A 20,364-nucleotide genomic window follows, 5' to 3' on the forward strand; every position below is an offset into this window, starting at 1 on the left:
TTGACCGCGAATCCGTGCCGGAGGGTCGCGCGGTCCCGACGCCATTTCCGCATCACTCACCACAAAGGACAAGCGGCGGCAAGTCTGAAATTTCAGATTTCAAATCTGGAATCATGTGCTATTCGGTTTTCCAAGGGTCCGCGAACGGACCACGCCGGCCGCAAACGCGCCGGTGCGAGGACACGCAAAAACCGGAGGAAGATCGATGACGACGACACGCAGGGCGATGATCGCAGCCGCCGCATGCCTGATGGCCGCGCCGGGCGCGCTGGCGCAGGCCGACTATCCCGGCAACAAGGTGGTGACCATCGTGGTGCCGTTCGCCGCGGGCGGCACGACCGACCTCCTCGGTCGCGTGCTGGCCGACCGGCTCGGCGCCAGGCTCGGCGGCAAGTTCATCGTCGAGAACCGCCCGGGCGCCGGCGGCAACACCGGCGTGGCGGCAGTGGCGCGGGCGGCGCCGGACGGCTACACCCTGACCATGGGCACGGTTTCGACCCATGCGATCAACCCGGCCGTCTACGTCAAGATGCCGTTCGACCACATCAAGGATTTCGCGCCGATTTCGCAGGTTGCCAGCGTCCCGAACATCCTGATGGTCAATATCGACCTGCCGGCGAAGACGGTTCCGGAACTGATCGACCTGCTGAAGAAGAACCCCGGCAAATACTCGTTCGGCTCGTCGGGTGCCGGCACCTCGACCCATATGGCGGCCGAACTCTTCAAGGTCTCGACCGGAACCGACATGGTGCATGTGCCCTATCGCTCGAGCGGGCAGGTCACCCAGGACCTGCTCTCGGGCCAGATCCAGATCACCTTCGACAACATCACCATCGCCTGGCCGCATGTCGAGGCTGGCAAGATCCGCGCGCTGGCGACGGCCACGCCGGAGCGGCTCGCCGTCGCCAAGGACATGCCGGCGCTGGCCGAGTTCATTCCGGGCTACGCGGCTGCCTCCTGGCACGGCTTCTTCGCGCCGTCCGGCGTGCCCAAGGAGATCGTCGCCAAGCTCTCGACCGAGGTTCAGGCGATCATGCGCGAACCCGCCGTCATCGACCAGATGAAGAAGCTCGGCGTCGATCCGGTCGGCTCGACCCAGGAGCAGTTCACCGCCCATATCGCCGCCGAAACCAAGCGCTGGGCCGATGTAGCGCAGAAGGCGAACGTCAAAATCGAGTGATCGAAGGGCCGATCATCCCGCCAGCGCGGCCGCCTGACGCGGCGGTCTGCGCTTCCGGTGCTCGCGGACCGAGGTCCGCTCCGCTCCGGTTCTCGACCGCCACGCCATTCGTCTCACGCTGACGACATGCTCGACCCTTCGCTGGAGCCTTAGCCAAGATCATGACTGCCCTGACCGACGAAAACCGCAAGAAGCTCAAGCGCGTCTCGACCGCGACGCTGACGACCGCCCTCTTCAAGCGCGGCTTCCGCAACGTCTTCATCCAGGACGTGCGGCCGCTGAGCCAGAAATCCGAGAGCATGGTCGGCGAGGCCTTTACGCTGCGCTACATTCCCGCCCGTGAGGATCTCGACCATCTCGGCACCTTCGAGGGCACGCAGCATCCGCAGCGGCGCGCCGTCGAGGATTGCCCGGCCGGTCATGTCATGGTGATCGACAGCCGCAAGGACCCGCGCGCGGCATCGGCCGGCGGCATCCTGGTCTCGCGGCTGATGCAGCGCGGCGTCGCCGGTATCGTCACCGACGGCGGTTTCCGTGACAGCCCGGAAATCGCCGGCATGGCGATCCCGGCCTATCACAACCGCCCGAGCGCGCCGACCAACCTGATCCGCCATCACGCGCTGGACATCAACGCGCCGATCGCCTGCGGCGATGTCGCCGTCTATCCCGGCGACATCATCGTCGGCGATGGCGAGGGGGTCTGCGTGATCCCGGCCCATCTCGCCAACGAGATCGCGCCGGAGGTCTATGAGCAGACCGCCTATGAGGACTTCGTCGCCGAGCGCGTGCGCGGGGGCCAGGGGATCTTCGGACTTTACCCGGCGAATGCCGAGACCAAGGCCGAGTTCGCGAAATGGCGGCCGGGCTGGTCGTAGCCCGATCGAAAGCCTGCCGAACCAAGGCCCAGCCGGACAGAGGAGACAGGGAGGGCGGACGCCATGGCGCGTCCGCGCATGGCAATCACGGACGAAAAGAAGTGTGCAACGACACAAAAACCTGGAGGGAACAATGATCGAAACATCACGTCGCCGGCTGCTCGCGGGCGGCCTCGCCGCCGCTGGCACCGCGATCGCCGGCCCGGCTTTCGCGCAGGCCTTTCCGTTCAAGCCGAACCAGCGCTATCCCGACCCCTCGGTCGAGATCCTGGACCCGAGCTTCGCAAAGTACCGGATCTATTCGAGTTCGATCGAACAGCTCGCCAGCGGCATGCGCTGGGCCGAGGGGCCGGTCTATTTCCCGGAAGGGCGCTATGTCCTCGTCAGCGACATCCCCAACAACCGGATCATGAAATTCGACGAGGTGAAGGGCTCTTTCACGGTCTTCCGCGACAACGCGAACTTCGCCAATGGCAACACGCGCGACCGGCAGGGCCGCCTGGTCACCTGCGAGCATTCGGTGACGCGTCGCGTCACCCGCACCGAGAAGAACGGCAAGATCACGGTCCTCGCCGATGCCTTCGAGGGCAAGCGCCTCAACGCGCCCAACGACATCGTAGTGAAGTCCGACGATACGATCTGGTTCACCGATCCGCTGTTCGGCATCAATGGCGAATGGGAAGGCTCGCGCGCCAAGCCGGAGCAGGCGACGACGAACGTTTATCGCATCGGCAGCGACGGCAAGCTGACCGCGGTCGTCACCGACCTGCTCAACCCCAACGGCCTCGCCTTCTCGCCGGACGAGAAGAAGCTCTATGTCGTCGAGTGGCGCGGCACGCCGAACCGCTCGATCTGGAGCTTCGACATCGACGCGCAGGGCAAGGCCTCGAACAAGACCAAGGTGGTCGACGCCGCCGATTTCGGCGCGCTCGACGGCTTCAAGGTCGATCGCGACGGCAATCTCTGGTGCGGCTATGGCAGCAATGGCGCGCTGAACGCCGAAGCCACCGATGCCGGAGGCCGCAAGGTCTTCACGCTGAGGGGCAAGCCGGAAGACCTCGACGGGGTGATGGTGTTCAGCCCGGCGGGCAAGCCGCTCGCCTTCATCCGCCTGCCGGAGCGCTGCGCCAATCTCTGCTTCGGCGGGCCGAAGGGGAACCGGCTCTACATGGCGAGCAGCCACTCGCTCTATGCGCTCTATGTCGAGGCGCATGGCGCCGTCTGAGCGACCTCGATCTGAGGTGCGGCGGCGGTTCGACGCTGCCGCACCGCCGCGTTAACCCCCGTTTGAGACCTCTCTGCGAGGGTCTAGCCGCATCGATGCGCGGGGGAAGGCGGTTCATGACGACGCGGGCCATCCGGCCATGATCACGAGCTCGACCCTGGCCAGTCGCTACGACGCCTGGGTCAATCGCCAGTTCGGCATGTCCAGGCTGAGCGAAGCCGATACGGCCGCCCTGCGCATGGCGCAGGCGGACATGTTTGCGCGCGTTCTTCCCGCCATCCTGGTGTCGAATCTGCTCTCGGCCGTCCTCGTCGCGATTGCCGCGATGTTCCATGGCTGGTTGTGGTTTCCGCTGCTGTGGAGTGCCGGGGTCGTCGCCAGCGGCCTGCTGGGCATCCTGCGGATCCAACGAGTCAGGGAGCGCAAGCGCGAGGATGCGCCCTCAGTGAAGTTCAACGACCGGATCCTGACCGATACCGTGATCATGGCGGCACCCTGGGTCGTGATGGCCGTGGTCATCAATCCGGCCGCCGTGCCGCAGATGGAGGTGCTGACGGCGACCTTGCTGGCAGGGCTGGTCTGCGCGGGCACCTTCACCATGGCGAGCATGCCCTCGGCCGCGCTGCTCTTCGCCGGGCTGATCCTGGGGGCGCGCATCGTCCATATCGCGCTCTCGCCGCCCGACCATATGCTGGAGAACCTCGTCTTTCAGGGGATCTATGGCTCAGTCATGCTGGTCTCGCTGCGCAGCATGGCGCAGCTCTTCATCGATCGGGTCCGTGCGATCAGAAGTGCGCAGGCGCTCGGTCTGGAGGCACAGGCCCAGGCGCGGCTCGAAGAGGCGCGAGCCGAGTGTGTCGAACGGCAGGCGGACGTGTTCCGCCACGAGATCGGCACTATTCTCCAGCCCGTCTTCCAGTCGGTAGGCCACATGAACGGCGCGGCGGAGCAACTCGTCGCGATCTCGCAGAGGTCGCAGGACCAGCTTGCGGGCGTACTGACGAAGGTTGGTGAAGCCAGGACCGGCATTGTCTCCGTCGAACTGTGCTCCCACCGGCTGAACGAGACGATCTCCCTGATCCGGAACGAGGCCGATCGGACGACGGAACTCGTGCGGACGGCGGCCTCGGACGTCGATGCCTCGGTGGCCGTCAAGGCGCAGTTGACGCAGGCGGTACACGACATCGGCGAGGTTTCGGACCTGATCCGGGAAATCGCGGCCCAGACCAACCTGCTTGCCCTCAATGCGACGATCGAGGCGGCACGTGCCGGCCTGGCTGGGCGCGGCTTCGCGGTCGTCGCGACCGAGGTGAAGGGGTTGGCGGCCCGCACGGAGGCGGCGACGCAGGAGATTTCGGAGCGGATCGGCGAGGTTCGCGCCGCCACCGAGCGCTCAATGGCCGCCGTCATGAACATCAGCGTCTCGACCGAGGCGATCGTCGGGGCGACCGGCGGCATCGTTGTGGCGGTCGATCAGCAGGCCGAAGCGATCCGTACCATGGTGGATGTGCTCTCGCGCACGGTACAGGAAACGGAACAGGCGGCTGGTGCGATCGATCTCGTCGTCGCCGATGCTGCGCGCACGATGGGCAATGGCCGGCAGGTTTCCGAGGCAGCCGCGGAGGTCGATGCCTCGGCGCGACGGCTCGATGAATCCGTCGCCCGGTTCTCCCGCGACGTGGTCAGGGGCTGATCACGCCGCCGTCCCGGCCTCGTAGAATTCCCGGTACCAGGCGACGAAGCGGGCGATGCCGGTCTCGATCGGCGTGTCCGGCCTGAAATCAACCCGCGCCATCAGGTCGGAGACGTCGGCATAGGTGGCTCGCACGTCGCCGGGCTGCATCGGCAGATGCCGCTTGATCGCCTGTTTGCCGCAGGCGGCTTCGATCACGGCGATGAAGCGGTCGAGCGGGACCGGGGTATGGTTTCCGATATTGTAGATGCGCCAGGGTGCGGCGGCCGTGGCGGCGTCGTCCGGCTGACCGACAGGCGCGGAGACCGGCACCGGCGGCAGGTCGGTGAGCCGGGCGATCGCCTCGCTGACGTCGTCGACATAGGTGAAGTCGCGGCTCATCTCGCCTTCGGCGTAGACGTCGATCGGCGTTCCCTCGAGGATCGCCTTGGTGAACTTGAAATAGGCCATGTCGGGCCGGCCCCAGGGACCGTAGACCGTGAAGAAGCGTAACCCCGTCGCGGGTATGCCGTAGAGCTGCGAATAGCTATGCGCCATCAGCTCGTTGGCACGCTTGGTCGCGGCATAGAGCGAGACCGGATGGTCGGCGCCGTCGTGCTCGCTGAACGGCACCTTGGCGTTGGCACCATAGACCGAGCTCGACGAGGCGTAGATCAGATGCGCGACCGGGTGGTGCCGGCAAGCTTCCAGCACCGACAGGAAACCGTCGAGATTGGAGTGGGCATAGGCGCGCGGATTGTCGAGCGAATAGCGCACGCCGGCCTGTGCCGCGAGATGGATGACGACCTCGGGCCGGAAGGCGGCGAAGGCAGCCTGCATCGCATCGTAATCGGCAATGTCGATCGGCTCGAAGCTGAAGCCGTTGCGCGGCATCAGCCGGTCGAGACGGGCCTGCTTCAACGTCGGGTCATAATAGGGCGTCAGGTTGTCGATGCCGAGGACCTGGCTGCCCCGGGCCAGCAACGCTTCCGTCACATGGAAGCCGACAAAACCGGCGGCTCCCGTCAGAAGCACGCGTTGCGGAGAAACCATGGTTGTCAGGCTCGCCGCCCCTCAGGGCGAATGATGACAGAAGATCGTCCGGAACGATCCCCGGAAGCCAAATCCAATGTTTCAGATCGCTCGGCGTGTCAATCAAGCAGGGCGGGCACGCTCGGCGGCAGCTTCGTCATCCAGCCGGTCGTCCACAAGTCTGTTGTCGATGCCGAGGTCGTCATCCTGCAGGACGCGCCAGCCCGAGCCTTCGAGATCGGCATATTGGCCGTTGCGCATGCACCAGAAGAACGCCGCGAGCCCGATCAGGCCGAGGCCGAGCGCGAGCGGGAACAGGACCACCAGGATGTTCATGATGTGGCCTCCTCGGAGGTTTGCGGCGCCCGCCTCGCCGCGCGCAGGGCATTGAGCGTGACGACCAGCGAAGAGCCCGACATGGCGGCAGCCGCGACCAGCGGCGTCGCCAGTCCCGCGATCGCGATCGGGACCGCGACGGCGTTGTAGAGAACCGCGAACCAGAGGTTCTCCATCATCAGGCCCCGCGCCCGGCGCGCGATGCCGATGCTGGCTGCGACGGGAGCGAGGCTGTCGCCCAGGAAGACGATGTCGGCGGCCGCCTGGGCGAGATGCGTCGCGCTGATCGGCGAGATCGAGACATGGGCCTTGGCCAGCGCCGGCGCGTCGTTCAGCCCGTCCCCGACCATCAGCACCTTGCGGCCGCGCGCCGCGAGGCCGTCGAGCGCATGCAGCTTCTCGTCGGGACGAAGCCCGGCTTTCCAGGTGGCGATGCCGAGATCGCGGGCGACGGTGGCTACGGCCGTCTCGCGATCGCCGGAGAGGATCATGACCTCGATTCCGAGGCGTCCGAGCGCATCGACGCAGGCGCGGGCCTCCGGCCGCAGCCGCTGGCCCACCGCGAAGACGGCGCAGGTTTCTCCGTGCCGCCAGCAAATGAGCGAGGCGGTGGGGTAGGCCGCACCGACCTGCGCGGCCAAGCTTTCCGTCTCGCAGAAGCTGGCGCTGCCGAGGCGCATCTCCTGGCCGTCGACGATGGCCGCGAGGCCTGCCCCATGATGCTCCTGCGTATCGGCAATGGGCGCAGGGCTCCCGGCGGCGCGGCTGATCGCCTGGGCGAGGGGGTGGCGGCTCGCCGCCGCCAGCGCGGCCGCGACTTTGATCGCCTCGGTACCGACCTCCCTCGCGTTGAGCAGGTCCGGCTCGGGCAGGGTCAGCGTGCCCGTCTTGTCGAAGACCACCATGTCGGCCTCGGCCAGGCGTTCGAGCGCGTCGCCCTCCTTCAGCATGATCTGGCGGCGGAACAGTGCCGAGGCTGCGACCACCTGTACGGCGGGGATCGCGAGGCCGAGCGCGCAAGGGCAGGTGATGATGAGCACGGTGATGGCGATGATCAGCGCCTGCTGCCAGGCGAGGCCGAAGGCGATCCAGCCGATCAGCGTCGCCAGCGCCGTGGCGTGGACCAGCGGCGCATAGAGCCGCGCGGCCCGATCCGAAAGGCGGACATAGCGCGAGCGGGTCTCGACGGCCTGCGCCATGAGCCGGTCGATCTCGTCGAGGAGCGTGCCGGTGCCGGCGGCCTCGACGCGTATGGTCAAGGCTCCCGACAGGTTCATGGTGCCGGCATGGACCTGCGCTCCGGCCTCGATCGCGGCGGGATCGGTCTCGCCGGTGATGAGGCTGCGGTCGATCTCGGAACGGCCGTTCTCGACGATGCCATCCACACAGACGCGCTCGCCCGGCTGCACCAGAACGAGATCCCCCGGCGACACTGCAGCGATCGGCAGGATCGTGGTGGTGCCGTTTGGCATCAGCTTGGTCGCGGTCTCGGCCTTGAGCGCGGCGAGATTGCCGGCGAGGTCGCGGGTGCGCCGACGCATCATCTGGTCGAGATAGCGGCCGATCAGCAGGAAGAAGATCAGCATGACCGCGCCGTCGAAATAGGCGTGCTGCGAGTGGTTGGCCGTCTCGACCACGGACATCCCCAACGCCAGCACGATGCCGAGCGTGATCGGGACGTCCATGTTGACGGCTCCGGCCCGCAGTGCCCTGACCGCACTTTCGAAGAAGGGCCGGCCGGCATAGGCGGCCGTGGGCAGAGCGATCAGCGCCGAGAGCCAGTGGAAGAAGTCGCGCGTGACCGGGCTGATGTCGCCATTGTTGCCCGACCAGACGGAGACCGAGAGCAGCATGATGTTCATCGCCGCGAAGCCGGCGACGGCGAGGTAGCGCAGGAGGCGCCGTTCTTCCTGGGTGACGCTGTCGCGCTCGGCCGAAGGCAGGAAGGGATAGGCCTTGAAGCCGAGGGCGCCCAGGCGCTCGATCACGGCCTCGGGCCTGAGCGCGCCTTCCTTCCATTCGACGGTGACGCGCTTCAGGGCGAGATTGACGCGCGCCTTCAGGATCGCGGCATCGCGGCCGAGGCCGTTTTCGATCGCCTGCATGCAGCCGGCGCAGCGGATGCCCTCGACCGCCAGCTCCATGCCCGCGACGCCACCCTCGCCATGGCGGACGAAGACCGAGAGATCCTGCTGCGTGGCCATGAGCTCAATCCTTCAGGACGATGCGGCTGCGCGAGACGAAGACGCGTTCGTCGCCGCTCAGCGCTTCGATGGCGAGCGTCCAGCCGCCGCCATGGATGGCGGGGATCGTGGCGGCGTAGTCGCCGGGGGCCGTCTCGGCGAGGAGGGCCTCACGGTCCTCCCGGCGGGTCGCGGGATGTTCGAGCCGCGCATCGACCGCCAGGCCGGTGACGGGTGCACCGTTGCGGTCGCGCAGCGAAAGCGTCACCACGGCGTCGGGACCGGAGCGGCGAAGCTGCGCACTGGCCTGCCAGCCGCGCTCGACCTGCGCCTGCATGCGCGCGATCTCGCCGTTGAAGCGCTGGCTCGTCTCATAGGCGCTCTTCACGTCGACGCCCGGCATGGTGCGGATGGCGACGGTCATCATCACAGCGTTGGCGCCCGCGACGACCAGGAAGAAGCCGACCATGCCGGCGAGCACCATGCGGCCGCTGAGGCGGAAGGGGCGGCTTGGTGGGTGTTCCACGGGGGCGGTGAGATCGACGGGCATGATGAAGCCTCCGCAGCAGGACATGGCCTTGCCCCCTCAGGGTGCGATGAAGTGATCCCGGGCGGTCACGGTCTCGCCGGCGAACAGATCGGCGACGGTGAAGGTGATCATCTGGGACTTGTCGGGATGGCTGTCGGCCGGCAGCGTCACGAGGACGCGGACCTCGCGGGAGGTATCGGGCTCGACCGTCACGATCGGGCGCAGGTCAGCCGTCGCCGCGACGCCGACCGTCTCGACGCGGAGGCCCGGCAGTCCCTCGACGCTCAGCGCGAAGGGGCGCTCATGCGGCCGCTTGTTCAGGATCCGGATGGTGTAGGCGTTGCGGATCGAGCCGTCGCTCAGCCTGACGAAGAGAGGCGAGCGCTCGTGCAGCACCGAAAGCTCGACCGTGCGTCGCGTGGCGAGCTGATAGACCATCGCGCCGCCGACCAGCAGGATCAGCGCGGCGTAGGTCACCGTGCGCAGGCGCAGCGGTTTGTAGACCGCCTTCTCGCCGGCGATACGGCGCTTGACGTTGTCCTCGGTGTCGTAGCCGATCAGCCCCTTCGCCCGGCCGATCTTGTCCATGACGTTGTCGCAGGCGTCGATGCAGAGGCCGCACTGGATGCAGTCGAGCTGGGCGCCGTCGCGGATGTCGATGCCGGTCGGGCAGACCGCCACGCATTGCCGGCAGTCGACGCAGTCGCCAGCCGGCTGCCCCTGCGCACGCAGGCGCTGCGCCTGCTTGAACGAGACGCGCGGGTCGCCGCGGTCGTAGCGATAGGTGACGTTGAGGGCCTCGTCATCGGTCAGGGCCGCCTGGATGCGCGGCCAGGGGCACATATAGGTGCAGACCTGCTCGCGCATGATGCCGGCCAGCGCATAGGTCGTGAAGGTGAGGATCGCGATCGACGCGTAGGCGACGAGGGGCGCCTCGAAGCTCGCCAACTGGCGCACCAGCGTCGGCGCATCGGCGAAGTAGAGCACCCAGGCGCCGCCGGTCCACCAGGCGATCAAAAGCCAGACCGTGTGCTTGGCGCTCTTGCGCCAGACCTTGTCGGCATCCCAGGGGCCTTCGTCGCGTTTGATACGCTCGCGCCGGTCGCCCTCGAAGAAGCGCTCGACCGCGAGGAAGAGGTCGGTCCAGACCGTCTGCGGGCAGAGATAGCCGCACCAGACGCGGCCTGCGAGCGCATTCATCAGGAACAGCACGAAGGCGGCCAGGATCAGCAGGCCGGTGAAGTAATAGACCTCCTGCGGCCAGAGTTCGATGAAGAAGAAATAGAAGCGCGCATTGGCGAGATCGGCGAGCACCGCCTGGTTGGGCAGGTTCGGCCCGCGATCCCAGCGCAGGAAGGGCAGCAGGTAGTAGATGCCGAGGCAGAGCGCGAGGATCAGCCACTTGGCGCGCCGGAAGGGGCCGGACACGCTCTGGGGATAGACCTTCTTCGTCGCCGCGAAGAGCGGCAGGTCGTCTGCATCGGCACCGGGGGCGGCCATGACTACTGGCCTCCCCCCAGCGAATGCACATAGATGGTCAGGGCTTTGAGCGTGGTCGCGTCGAGGCGGTTGCCCCAGGCCGGCATCACGCCTGCGCGGCTGTTGGCGATGGTCTCGGTCAACGAGGCCATGTCCATGCCGTAGAGGGAGATGGCGTCGGTAAGGTCGGGCGCGCCGAGCTCCTTGTTGCCCTTGCCGGCCTCGCCATGGCAGGCGGCGCAATTGGCGGCGTAGAGCTCGCGGCCCTTGGCGAGGTCCGCCTTGGCCTCGGTGGGCAGGCCGGCCAGTTCCCGGACATGGTTGGCAACGGTGCGGATCTCGGCCGGCTTGAGCATGCCGTCCTTGCCGAAGGCCGGCATCTGGCTAATCCGGGTATCGTTGTTGCCGGCGACGCGGATGCCGTGCTCCAGCGTCTGCCGGATCTGGGCGAGAGTGCCGCCCCAGAGCCAGTCGTCGTCGTTCAGGTTGGGGTAGCCCTTGGCGCCGGCCCCGCCGACGCCGTGGCAGGCCGCGCAATTGTCGCCGAAGGCGGCCCTGCCCTGCGCCATCGCGATGCGGAACAGCGCGGGTTCGGCCTTGATCTGCTCCAGCGAGGCTTCCGCCAGCCCGCTCGCCTGGGTGGCGCGGTATTGCTGGAGCAAGGCGAGGTCCCGCGCGATCTCGCTGCGCGTGGCGTAGCCGATCACGCCTTTGGTCGCGTCGTTGATCAGCGGCCAGGCGGGATAGACCACCCAGTAGCCGACCGACCAGACGATCGTGGCGTAGAAGATGCCGAGCCACCAGCGCGGCAGCGGCGTGTTGAGTTCGCGGATGCCGTCCCATTCATGGCCGGTCGTGGTCTGGCCGGTATGGGCGTCGACGTCGTGAGGCGTGTCCGGATGCTTGTTCATGGCTCGGTCGTCCTTGGCTCAATCGTCCTGCAGCGGGGTGCGGGCGGCCTGCTCGAAACGGGCGCGATTGGCCGGCCAGAAGGCGTAGATGCAGACGGCGAGGAAGATGCCGACGAAGTAGAGGAGGCCGGCGGACTGGGCGAAGCGCGCGAGCCACTGATAGGTTGTGTCCATGATGACCTCGCTCAGCGGATGTTGGCTTTGCCGTCGTAAAGCTTGAAATCGACGAGTGTGCCGAGGACCTGGAGATAGGCGATCAGCGCGTCGGCTTCGGTGATGCGGGCGGGGTCGCCGTCGAAGTCGCGCGCCTGCACCTTCGGGTAGCGCGCCTCGAGTTCGCCCGCCTTGGGATGGTCCGGCATGGCCTGGGCCCGCAGGTCGGTCGCTGCCTGCGCGATCATCTCGTCGGTATAGGGCACGCCGCCGCCGCGATTGGCGCGCAGCTCGTTGGCGATGTCGGCATAGCTCAGCTCGGTCTGCGCCAGGAAGGGATAGCCCGGCATGATCGACTGCGGCACCAGCGAGCGCGGCTCGGCGAGATGCACGCGCTGCCACTCGTCGGAATACTTGCCGCCGACGCGGGCGAGGTCCGGCCCGGTGCGCTTGGAGCCCCACTGGAAGGGCTTGTCGTACATGCTCTCGGCGGCGAGCGAGTAATGCCCGTAGCGCTCGATCTCGTCGCGCAGCGGCCGGATCATCTGGCTGTGGCAGTTGTAGCAGCCCTCGCGGACATAGATGGCGCGGCCGGCCAGCTCGAGCGGAGTGTAGGGGCGCATGCCCTCGACCTTCTCGATCGTGTTCCGGAGGTAGAAGAGCGGCGCGATCTCGACGAGGCCGCCGACCGAGATCACCAGCAGCACGCCGATGATCAGGATGATGGAGTTGGTCTCGAAAATCTTATGCTTCGACCAGAGCGACTGGCGCGGAGCCTTGTGTTCGATGCTCGTCATGGAGGCGGTCCTTACTCGGCCGGCACGAGGCGGGGCTGCAGCGGCGCGTTGTCCTGGGTGAGGTCGCGGACGCTGTCATGGGTGCTTTCGGGCGTCCCGCTGCGGATCGTCATCCACAGGTTGAACACCATGATCAGCGCGCCGGTCAGGAAGAGCGCGCCGCCGAGCGCGCGGATGACATAGAAGGGGTGCATCGCGGCGACGGTCTCGATGAAGGAGTATTCGAGGAAGCCGAGCGAGGTATAGGCGCGCCACATCAGGCCCTGGAGGATGCCCGAGACCCACATCGCGCAGATGTAGAAGACAATGCCGAGCGTCGAGATCCAGAAGTGCCAGTTCACCAGCTTGAGCGAATACAGCTCCTTGCGGTTCCAGAGCCAGGGAACGAGGCAGTAGATCGCGCCGAAGGAGATGTAGGCGACCCAGCCGAGCGCGCCGGAATGGACATGGCCGATGGTCCAGTCGGTGTAGTGCGACAGCGAGTTGACCGCCTTGATCGACATCAGCGGACCCTCGAAGGTCGACATGCCGTAGAAGGCGAGCGAGACGACCATCAGGCGCAGCACGGGGTCGGTGCGCAGCTTGTCCCAGGCGCCCGACAAGGTCATGACGCCGTTGATCATGCCGCCCCAGGAAGGCATCCAGAGCATGATCGAAAAGGTCATGCCCAGCGTCTGCGCCCAGTCGGGCAGGGCGGTGTAGTGCAGGTGGTGGGGACCTGCCCAGATGTAGATGAAGATCAGCGCCCAGAAATGGATGATCGAGAGCCGGTAGCTGTAGACCGGCCGGTTGGCGCGCTTGGGCACGAAGTAATAGACGATCGCGAGGAAGCCGGCGGTGAGGAAGAAGCCCACCGCATTGTGGCCGTACCACCACTGGAACATGGCATCCTGCACGCCCGACCAGACGATGTAGGAACGCGGCGAGAAGATCGAGACCGGCAGGGCCAGGTTGTTGCCGAGATGCAGGACCGCGATCGTCAGGATGAAGGCGAGGAAGAACCAGTTGGCGACATAGATGTGCGGCTCCTTGCGCTTCGCCAGCGTCATCAGGAAGACCAGCAGATAGGTGACCCAGACGATGGTCAGCCAGAGATCGGCATACCATTCCGGCTCGGCGTATTCCTTGCCTTGGGTGATGCCGAGCAGGTAGCCGGTGCCGGCGATGACGATGAAGAGGTTGTAGCCGAGCACCACGAACCAGGGCGACAGGTCTCCCGCGAGGCGGGCGCGAGAGGTGCGCTGCACGACGTAGAAGGAGGTTGCGAGCAGGACATTGCCGCCGAAGGCGAAGATCACCGCAGAGGTGTGAAGCGGACGCAGGCGGCCGAAGTTGATCCAGGGCAGATCGAAATTCAGTGCCGGGAAGGCGAGTTGCAGCGCGATGATCAGCCCGACCGTGAAGCCGGCGACGCCCCAGAACATCGCGGCGAGGGTGGCGAACTTCACCGGCTCCATGTTGTAGTTGGGCCGGCCGTCGATCTCCTGCGGGGCCGGGACAACGCCCGGCCTGAAGCAGCGATTCGCGATACCGAAGATCGTGGCGAGTGCGGCCGCCATGCCGATGAGCGCGTGGAAGGCGTAGCCGGAATGGTCTGTCTTCGCCGCGATCAGCAGCAGCCCCACAAAGGTCGCGGCCGCCAGCGCCATGCCGGTCAGCTCGCCCATCGTCGCCTGCCTGATCGGATTGCCCGTCGTCGCCATGCTCAACCCCTGCTCGCATTGCGGCGCTGTGCGCGCACGCCGTCAGGAGCGACGCATAGCTGGGGCGGGGCGGGGAGGCGTTGATTCAGGTCAAGCGGACGTGCCGGGGCGGCGCGGTTGTCCGCGGCGCCACGGGCGCAGGGTCAGCCGTCAGACCACGACGTCCTTTTCCGGAACTGCCTCACCGCGCGAGACATGGGCGATGTTGGCGAACATGCGCGAGACGGTGGGGGCGAAGTTGTCGGCGGCCATCGCGGCGAGATGGGGCGTGACGACGATGTTGTCGAGCGTCAGCAATTCGCTGTCGGCGGGCAGCGGCTCGATCGAATAGACGTCCATCGCGGCGCCCGCGATCACGCGGTCGCGCAGGGCGACGACCAGTTCTGCCTCGTTGACGACGCCGCCGCGCGCGCAGTTGATCAGCACGGCGGTCTTCTTCATCGCGGCCAGGGCCTTGGTGCCGATCAGATTGGTGGTTTCCGGCGTCAGCGGGCAGTGCAGCGAAACCACGTCCGACTGCGCCAGGATCTCGTCGATCGTGGCATATCTGACACCGAGCGCGGCTTCCTCGGCGGCGCTCAGCGGCTGGCGCTTGGAGTAGAGGATCGTGCAGCCGAAGCCCTTGAGCAACTTCGCGACATTCTGGCCGATCGCACCGAAGCCGACGATGCCGACCGTCTTGCCCGACAGCATGAAGGTGTCGCCGGGCAGGTGGCCCGTGCTCCAGTGACCCTTCTTCAGCTCGGCATGGCCGTAGCCGATATAGCGCAGCGACGAGAGCATCAGCCCGAGCGCGAATTCGGCGACGGGGAGCGCGTTGCTGCCGGTGGTGCGCGCCACCTTGATGCCGAGTTCCCTGGCGGTCGCGATGTCGATGTTGTCGTAGCCGACGCCCCATTTGTGCAGGAGCTTCAGCTTCTTGGCTGCGCGCAGCACATCGCCGGAGACGGCGACCTGACCGGAGATGGCGTAATCGGCATCGGCGATGATCTGCTTCATGTGCTCGTCGCCGCGCTCGGTGCCGTGGGTCAGCACGAAGCCCGGCGGCAGCAGCGCGCGCAGCCTGTCGGCGCGGGCCGGGGTGGTCATGTCGAGGAGGCAGATGGTTTCGGTCATCGGGCAGTCCGTGTTTGGCGAAGAATCGGAGTCAGATCGTGAAGCGGGCACCGGCCCGGGCGAGGCCGCCGGAGATGGCGACGGGGGTGCCGTCGGCGCGCCAGCAGGCGGCGCCGGTCAGCGTGCCGTCCTCGTTGAATCGGATCGCGTTCATGCCGCCGGCGATGCGGGGCATCCGGACAATGCGATGACCGCGTGCCCGCAGCGCTTCGGCGATGGTTTCCGGAAACGCTTCTTCCAGTTCGAGCGCGCCGCCTTCGGTCCAGATGCGCGGCGCCTCCACCGCCTCCTGCAGACTCATGCCGTGGTCGATCAGGTTGACGATCGCCTGCATCGCCGAAGGGAAGATGCGCAGGGCGCCGGGCAGGCCGAGCGCGAAGCACAGCCTGCCGTCCTTCAGCACGATCATCGGCGCCATCGAGGTGAAGACGCGCTTGCCCGGCGCGATCGAGAGCGCACGGCCGGGATGCGGATCGAAATTGAACATGTAGTTGTTGGTCAGCATCCCCGTTCCGGGGATCTGGGTGCAGGCGCCGAACAGCCCGTTGATGGTCTGCGTCGCGGTGACGACGTTGCCGTCGGCATCGGCGACCGTGACATGAGTGGTGTCGTTCGACTCTCCTGGCGCCAGCCCCGGCGACCAGAATTTCGCTTCCTCCATGGAAATCAGCGCGCGGCGTTCGTCGGCATAGGCCTTGTCGATCAGTCTGGCGACGGGAACCACGACGAAGGCGGGGTCGGCGGTGGCGACGGCCCGGTCGGCGAAGGCGATCTTGAGCGCTTCTGCCAGAAGGTGGACGCCATCGGGACAGCCGAAACCGAGCGCGCCGATGTCGTAGCCCTCGAGGATGTTCAGCATCTGCGCGATATGGACGCCGGAGGAGGCCGGCGGCGGCGGTCCGACGATCTCGTAGCCGCGATAGCTGCCCCGGATCGGCTCGCGGGTCTCGATTCTGTAGGCAGCGAGGTCGTCCTGGCCGATCAAGCCGCCATTCGCCGCCATGAAATCGGTCAGCGCCTTGCCGAGCGGGCCGTCATAGAGCGCGGCCGGGCCGCGCTCGGCGATCAGGCGCAGGCTCGCGGCATAGTCCGCCTGAACCAGCCGGGAGCCCTCCGGAAGGGCCCTGCCATCCTTCAGCAGAAGCGCTGCGAGGCCCGGATCGCGGGCGAGATCGGCGACGTTGTCGGCGATGCAGTTGGAGAGATAGGGCGTTACGACGAAGCCGCGCTCGGCCAGCGCGATCGCGGGCTGGAGCACATCGGCCAGGGGCAGCGTGCCGAAGCGCGCCAGCGCCTCGCACCAGCCGGCGAGCGCGCCCGGAACCGCGACGGCCTTCGGGCCGACGACATTCTCGCGGTCGCGCACGTCGCGCTGCTTGCCAATCTCGTCGGAGAGGCAGTCATACATGTTCGGCGTCGCCCGCAGCGGAGCGGTGGAAAGCCCGTCCAGCACGACATGGCGACCGTCGGCCATGCGAATGTGGCTGAGGCCGCCGCCGAGGATGCCGACCATCATCGGCTCGACCACCGTCAGGGCGAACAGCGACGCCACTGCCGCATCGACCGCGTTCCCGCCGGCGAGCAGCATCTGCGAGCCGGCGGCCGAGGCGAGTGGATGGTTGGTCACGACCATGCCGCGCGAGCCGGTGGCCGGCTTTTTCTCGCAGGTGAAGATGGTTGCCCGCGGCGCGGGAGCGATGGCGTTCATGCGGCTTCGACCTCAGCCCTTGGCCGCTGCGATGGCGTCGAGCACCATCTTGGTGGCGCCCGAGAGATCGCCGAGCTTCTCGCCGTTGCGGACGCGGTCCTGGTTGCGCTCGCCGCGCTCCTGCCGGGCGATCGCTGCATCCGCAATGGCTTCCGCCTCGTCGCGTGGCAGCACCAGCACGCCGGATTCGTCGGCGAGGATGACGTCGCCGGCCTTGACCGGGACATTGCCGCAGGAGATCGGCAGGTTCAGCGTGCCGCCGAGATTGTAGAGCCGCGTCGTGATCGGCGACATGCCCCGGCACCACATCGGGAAGTCGCTGTCCTCGATCTCGGGCAGGTCGGTGCAGGGGCCGTCGACGATGCCGCCGATCGCGCCGGCTGCCTTCGCCGCGACGGTGACGCCGCCGCCCCAGCAAGCGTGTTTGTCGTCGCCCAGCCTGTCGACGACGAGGATGTCGCCGGGGCGCAGCAGGCCGAGCGTATGGTGCAGCAGCGTCGAATCCTGGCCGGGGATGGCGAGCGTCACGGCGGCCGCCGCGATGCGCCTGCCGCGCAGCAGCGGCTGGATGCCGCGATCCATGAAGCCCCAATGCTGGGAGTGGCCGATGGTGGCGGTCTCGACCTTCTGCAGTTTCTCGACGAGGGCGGCCGGAAGCTGTTCCGGCATGGGGGCGATACGGTAGTCAGGCATCGGTTTTCTCCTATTTGCCGACGGCGCGGGCGACGCCGACAAGGCGTTCGACCGCGACGACGACGATCAGCGTGGCGATGATGAGGACGACGGACAGGGCCGCGATCAGAGGGTCGGTGCGACCCTCGACATAGCGCACCATCTCGACCGGTAGCGTCGAGGCGCGCGGGCCGGAGATGAAGAGCGAGATCACGGTCTCGTCGAAGGACAGCAGGAAGGACAGGCAGGCGCAGGCGATCAACCCCGGCGTCGCCAACGGCAGCGTCACCCGCCGCACCACGCGCCAGGGCGTCGCGCCGAGCGTCGCGGCGGCGGCCTCGATGTCGTGAGGCAGGTTGGAGAGCGCGGTCGTCATCATCCGGATGACGAAGGGCACGGTCACGGTCATGTGCCCGAGCACGAGGCCCGGCAGCGTCGCCGTGAGCCGCAAGGGCGTGAAGAACAGCAGCAAGGCGAGGCCGGTGATCAGCGTCGGCAGCAGCAGCGGCGCCAGGAAGAAGCCCGTCAGCGCGTCCTTGCCACGGAACTCGCCCTTGGCCAGCGCGAGGGCCGCCGGCACGCCGATCGCGAGCGAGAGCAGCGTCACCACGCAGGCGACCTGCACGCTCAGCCACAGCGCCGAGAGCAGCGGCGCATGCGAGGCCAGGGCCTGGAACCAGCGCAGCGAATAGCCAGATGGCGGGAACAGGATGAAGTTGTCGGCCGAGAAGGCGAGCATCACCACGACGATGATCGGGGCCAGGATCAGCGCATAGACCAGCGCGGCGATGCCGGAGAGGACGGGGCCGGCGCCGTTCATCGCCTCAGCCCCCGCGCCAGCAGGTGGGAGAGGACCAGCAGCAGGAGCAGCAGGCCGAGCGTGTAGATCGCCAGCACGGCCGCCACCGGCCAGTTGGTGTTGGTCGTCGCCTGCTCGAAGATCTCGGTCGCCAGCACGAAGACGCGCCCGCCGCCGAGGAGCTTCGGCGTGATGTAGGCCGACATCGAGAGCACGAAGCCGAGGCCGGCAGCGAGCGCCAGAGCGGGCAGGCTGAGCGGCAGGGTCACCCGCCAGAAGGTGCGTAGCGGTGAGGCGCCGAGCGAGCGCGAGGCTTCTTCCAGCGTGCGGTCGAGCTGGCCGAAGCCGGCCAGCAGCGCCAGGATCATATAGGGCATGATGCTCTCGGCCAGGCCGATCGTGACGCCGGTCCAGTTGAAGACGAGGCGAAGCGGCGCCGAGATCAGTCCGAGCGACTGGAGAGCCGTGTTGACGAGGCCGCGATCACCGAGGATGGCGAGCCAGCCGAAGACGCGCACCACGCCGGATATCAGCATCGGCAGGATGGCGATCACCGCGAGCAGGCCGCGAAAGCGCGAGTTGGTCCGGAACAGGAAGAGCGACAGCGGATAGGACAGCGCGAGCGCGATGGCGGTCGAGCTGAGCGAAAGCTGCAACGAATTCAGCGTCAGCTCGAAGGTGAAGCCGTCGGCGAAGGTCTCGGTCGCCGTCTTAAGCGACCAGGCCTCGACCATCGCGCCGGTCGGCCCGACCTCGTTGAAGCCGTTGCGCAGCAGCAGCAGCGTCGGCCAGGCATAGATGGCCAGGACGAAGAGCGCCGCCGGGAGGAGGAGCAGCGGAAGGCGCGTAGCTCCGGTCATGCTGCCTCGCGCACGAAGGGCAGGCTGTCCTGTGCCTGCCAGATTACGGCAATCTCCTGCCCCTCGGCGGGGGCTGCCGTGCCCGAGGGCATCTCGACGGTGAGCTGTCCGCCCGGACCTTCGACCAGCACCTCGACATGGTCGCCGACGAAGACGCTGCGCAGCACGCGCCCTGCCACCCGAACGGTCGAGCCGCCGGCCGGCTCCGAGACCGGCACGAGACGCATGCGCTGCGGGCGCACGAAGAGGTCGAACTCGCCCTGCGGCGGAGCTGCGACCGGCTGGGCCGTGCCCCAGAGCATGACCCTGCCCTCGCTGTCGCGCGTCGCCGGCAGGGCGTTCGCACGGCCGACGAACTCGGCTACGAAGCGGGTGGCGGGGCGTTCGTAGATGTCCTCCGCCGTGCCGATCTGCGCGATGCGGCCGCGATTCATCACGGCGATGCGGTCGCACATCGTCAGCGCCTCGACCTGGTCATGGGTCACGAAGAGGGTGGTGATGCCGAGCGAGCGCTGGATCGAGCGGATCTCGTGGCGCATCGTGTCGCGCAGCTTGGCGTCGAGATTGGAGAGGGATTCGTCGAGCAGCAGCACGGAAGGGTGGATCACCAGCGCACGCGCCAGCGCGACGCGCTGCTGCTGGCCGCCGGAGAGTTCGCGCGGACGCCGGCCGCCGAGACCGGCGAGGCGCACCAGCGCCAGGCCTTCCTCGACCTGCCTCGCAATCTCGGCCTTGCCGACGCCGCGTTCCTCGAGCCCGAAGGCGACATTGCGAGCGACCGTCAGATGCGGGAACAGCGCGTAGGACTGGAAGACATAGCCCATATTGCGCTTATGCGCGGGCAGCTTGGTGATCTCGCTGCCGTCGACGCGGATCGTGCCGCGATCGGGGTCGATCAGCCCGGCGAGCATACGCAGCGTCGTCGTCTTGCCGCAGCCGGAGGGGCCGAGCAGAGCGACGGACTCGCCCTTCGCGACCGACAGCGAGACATCGTCGACCGCGACGGCGCTGCCATAGCGCTTCTGCAGGCTGGTCAGTTCGAGATAGCTCATGTCCGAGATGTTCCGGGCTGTGCCGTCATGGTCGGGCTTGTCCCGACCATCCACGTCTTCCTTCGTCGAGTGCGGTGTTCAA

The 20,364-nt window shown here is 67.3% G+C and carries 19 protein-coding genes; 4 read left to right on the plus strand and 15 right to left on the minus strand.

Annotated elements, in window-relative coordinates; genetic code table 11:
• Positions 1-205: 205 nt before the first annotated feature.
• The 4 genes from AC1RMY_RS04085 to AC1RMY_RS04100 all read left to right on the plus strand — a co-directional run bounded on the left by AC1RMY_RS04085 (position 206) and on the right by AC1RMY_RS04100 (position 4,973).
• Positions 206-1,180 carry a Bug family tripartite tricarboxylate transporter substrate binding protein gene (locus AC1RMY_RS04085; RefSeq protein WP_492862670.1) on the plus strand — a complete coding sequence of 325 codons (975 nt, stop codon included), beginning with the start codon at positions 206-208 and terminating at the stop codon, positions 1,178-1,180.
• A 161-nt stretch (positions 1,181-1,341) separates the two neighbouring features.
• Positions 1,342-2,055 (plus strand): ribonuclease activity regulator RraA, encoded by a 714-nt coding sequence (locus tag AC1RMY_RS04090; RefSeq protein ID WP_492862671.1) that lies wholly within the window; start codon positions 1,342-1,344, stop codon positions 2,053-2,055.
• Positions 2,056-2,188: 133 nt separating this feature from the next.
• The gene (locus tag AC1RMY_RS04095) at positions 2,189-3,280 is read left to right on the plus strand and encodes an SMP-30/gluconolactonase/LRE family protein (protein WP_492862672.1); all 1,092 of its coding nucleotides are present in this window, start codon (positions 2,189-2,191) and stop codon (positions 3,278-3,280) included.
• Positions 3,281-3,419: 139 nt separating this feature from the next.
• Positions 3,420-4,973 (plus strand): methyl-accepting chemotaxis protein, encoded by a 1,554-nt coding sequence (locus AC1RMY_RS04100; RefSeq protein ID WP_492862673.1) that lies wholly within the window; start codon positions 3,420-3,422, stop codon positions 4,971-4,973.
• Here the strand turns inward: AC1RMY_RS04100 and AC1RMY_RS04105 are convergent, their stop codons facing one another.
• From AC1RMY_RS04105 to AC1RMY_RS04175, 15 genes are all read right to left on the minus strand, one after another.
• A complete protein-coding gene (locus AC1RMY_RS04105) occupies positions 4,974-6,005 on the minus strand; it encodes an NAD-dependent epimerase (RefSeq protein WP_492862674.1) in 1,032 nt (343 codons plus the stop codon).
• Positions 6,006-6,107: 102 nt separating this feature from the next.
• On the minus strand, positions 6,108-6,320 hold the full coding sequence (ccoS, locus tag AC1RMY_RS04110; protein ID WP_492862675.1) for a cbb3-type cytochrome oxidase assembly protein CcoS: 213 nt from the start codon (positions 6,318-6,320) through the stop codon (positions 6,108-6,110).
• Positions 6,317-8,524, minus strand: a complete 2,208-nt coding sequence (locus AC1RMY_RS04115) for a heavy metal translocating P-type ATPase (RefSeq protein WP_492862676.1) — start codon at positions 8,522-8,524, stop codon at positions 6,317-6,319. The genes ccoS and AC1RMY_RS04115 overlap by 4 nt, the downstream gene beginning before the upstream one ends.
• A gap of 4 nt (positions 8,525-8,528) precedes the next feature.
• Complete coding sequence (locus tag AC1RMY_RS04120; RefSeq protein ID WP_492862677.1) at positions 8,529-9,053, minus strand: FixH family protein; 525 nt, start codon at positions 9,051-9,053, stop codon at positions 8,529-8,531.
• A gap of 36 nt (positions 9,054-9,089) precedes the next feature.
• Positions 9,090-10,532: a cytochrome c oxidase accessory protein CcoG gene (gene ccoG / locus AC1RMY_RS04125; RefSeq protein ID WP_492862678.1), complete on the minus strand. Its 1,443-nt coding sequence runs from the start codon at positions 10,530-10,532 to the stop codon at positions 9,090-9,092.
• Between the two features lie 2 nt (positions 10,533-10,534).
• Entirely contained in the window at positions 10,535-11,422 is an 888-nt protein-coding gene (gene ccoP, locus AC1RMY_RS04130; RefSeq protein WP_492862679.1) for a cytochrome-c oxidase, cbb3-type subunit III, read from the minus strand.
• An 18-nt stretch (positions 11,423-11,440) separates the two neighbouring features.
• Entirely contained in the window at positions 11,441-11,596 is a 156-nt protein-coding gene (locus tag AC1RMY_RS04135; RefSeq protein ID WP_492862680.1) for a cbb3-type cytochrome c oxidase subunit 3, read from the minus strand.
• 11 nt (positions 11,597-11,607) lie between these two features.
• Entirely contained in the window at positions 11,608-12,372 is a 765-nt protein-coding gene (gene ccoO, locus AC1RMY_RS04140) for a cytochrome-c oxidase, cbb3-type subunit II (RefSeq protein WP_492862681.1), read from the minus strand.
• Positions 12,373-12,383: 11 nt separating this feature from the next.
• The gene (ccoN, locus tag AC1RMY_RS04145) at positions 12,384-14,075 is read right to left on the minus strand and encodes a cytochrome-c oxidase, cbb3-type subunit I (protein ID WP_492862682.1); all 1,692 of its coding nucleotides are present in this window, start codon (positions 14,073-14,075) and stop codon (positions 12,384-12,386) included.
• A gap of 150 nt (positions 14,076-14,225) precedes the next feature.
• Positions 14,226-15,191, minus strand: coding sequence for a 2-hydroxyacid dehydrogenase (locus tag AC1RMY_RS04150; protein ID WP_492862683.1), 966 nt, complete (start codon positions 15,189-15,191; stop codon positions 14,226-14,228).
• A 31-nt stretch (positions 15,192-15,222) separates the two neighbouring features.
• Positions 15,223-16,899: a gamma-glutamyltransferase gene (gene ggt, locus AC1RMY_RS04155; RefSeq protein ID WP_492862684.1), complete on the minus strand. Its 1,677-nt coding sequence runs from the start codon at positions 16,897-16,899 to the stop codon at positions 15,223-15,225.
• 12 nt (positions 16,900-16,911) lie between these two features.
• The gene (locus AC1RMY_RS04160; RefSeq protein ID WP_492862685.1) at positions 16,912-17,592 is read right to left on the minus strand and encodes an RraA family protein; all 681 of its coding nucleotides are present in this window, start codon (positions 17,590-17,592) and stop codon (positions 16,912-16,914) included.
• A 10-nt stretch (positions 17,593-17,602) separates the two neighbouring features.
• On the minus strand, positions 17,603-18,391 hold the full coding sequence (locus tag AC1RMY_RS04165; protein ID WP_492862686.1) for an ABC transporter permease: 789 nt from the start codon (positions 18,389-18,391) through the stop codon (positions 17,603-17,605).
• A complete protein-coding gene (locus tag AC1RMY_RS04170; protein ID WP_492862687.1) occupies positions 18,388-19,230 on the minus strand; it encodes an ABC transporter permease in 843 nt (280 codons plus the stop codon). The genes AC1RMY_RS04165 and AC1RMY_RS04170 overlap by 4 nt, the downstream gene beginning before the upstream one ends.
• Complete coding sequence (locus AC1RMY_RS04175) at positions 19,227-20,336, minus strand: ABC transporter ATP-binding protein (protein WP_492862688.1); 1,110 nt, start codon at positions 20,334-20,336, stop codon at positions 19,227-19,229. Before AC1RMY_RS04175 ends, AC1RMY_RS04170 begins: the two co-directional genes overlap by 4 nt.
• Positions 20,337-20,364: the final 28 nt, after the last annotated feature.

It is taken from the genome of Allobosea sp. GW822-FHT03F07, assembly GCF_058801345.1.

What these genes read in the sequence shown, in the direction of transcription:
- AC1RMY_RS04150 (WP_492862683.1), bottom strand. Translation starts at nt 15,191, where the DNA reads ATGACCGAAACCATCTGCCTCCTCGACATGACCACCCCGGCCCGCGCC.
- ccoN (WP_492862682.1), bottom strand. Translation starts at nt 14,075, where the DNA reads ATGGCGACGACGGGCAATCCGATCAGGCAGGCGACGATGGGCGAGCTG.
- AC1RMY_RS04120 (WP_492862677.1), bottom strand. Translation starts at nt 9,053, where the DNA reads ATGCCCGTCGATCTCACCGCCCCCGTGGAACACCCACCAAGCCGCCCC.
- AC1RMY_RS04085 (WP_492862670.1), top strand. Translation starts at nt 206, where the DNA reads ATGACGACGACACGCAGGGCGATGATCGCAGCCGCCGCATGCCTGATG.
- ggt (WP_492862684.1), bottom strand. Translation starts at nt 16,899, where the DNA reads ATGAACGCCATCGCTCCCGCGCCGCGGGCAACCATCTTCACCTGCGAG.
- ccoO (WP_492862681.1), bottom strand. Translation starts at nt 12,372, where the DNA reads ATGACGAGCATCGAACACAAGGCTCCGCGCCAGTCGCTCTGGTCGAAG.
- AC1RMY_RS04115 (WP_492862676.1), bottom strand. Translation starts at nt 8,524, where the DNA reads ATGGCCACGCAGCAGGATCTCTCGGTCTTCGTCCGCCATGGCGAGGGT.
- AC1RMY_RS04135 (WP_492862680.1), bottom strand. Translation starts at nt 11,596, where the DNA reads ATGGACACAACCTATCAGTGGCTCGCGCGCTTCGCCCAGTCCGCCGGC.
- ccoG (WP_492862678.1), bottom strand. Translation starts at nt 10,532, where the DNA reads ATGGCCGCCCCCGGTGCCGATGCAGACGACCTGCCGCTCTTCGCGGCG.
- AC1RMY_RS04090 (WP_492862671.1), top strand. Translation starts at nt 1,342, where the DNA reads ATGACTGCCCTGACCGACGAAAACCGCAAGAAGCTCAAGCGCGTCTCG.
- AC1RMY_RS04105 (WP_492862674.1), bottom strand. Translation starts at nt 6,005, where the DNA reads ATGGTTTCTCCGCAACGCGTGCTTCTGACGGGAGCCGCCGGTTTTGTC.
- AC1RMY_RS04170 (WP_492862687.1), bottom strand. Translation starts at nt 19,230, where the DNA reads ATGACCGGAGCTACGCGCCTTCCGCTGCTCCTCCTCCCGGCGGCGCTC.
- AC1RMY_RS04160 (WP_492862685.1), bottom strand. Translation starts at nt 17,592, where the DNA reads ATGCCTGACTACCGTATCGCCCCCATGCCGGAACAGCTTCCGGCCGCC.
- ccoP (WP_492862679.1), bottom strand. Translation starts at nt 11,422, where the DNA reads ATGAACAAGCATCCGGACACGCCTCACGACGTCGACGCCCATACCGGC.
- AC1RMY_RS04165 (WP_492862686.1), bottom strand. Translation starts at nt 18,391, where the DNA reads ATGAACGGCGCCGGCCCCGTCCTCTCCGGCATCGCCGCGCTGGTCTAT.
- AC1RMY_RS04100 (WP_492862673.1), top strand. Translation starts at nt 3,420, where the DNA reads ATGATCACGAGCTCGACCCTGGCCAGTCGCTACGACGCCTGGGTCAAT.
- ccoS (WP_492862675.1), bottom strand. Translation starts at nt 6,320, where the DNA reads ATGAACATCCTGGTGGTCCTGTTCCCGCTCGCGCTCGGCCTCGGCCTG.
- AC1RMY_RS04095 (WP_492862672.1), top strand. Translation starts at nt 2,189, where the DNA reads ATGATCGAAACATCACGTCGCCGGCTGCTCGCGGGCGGCCTCGCCGCC.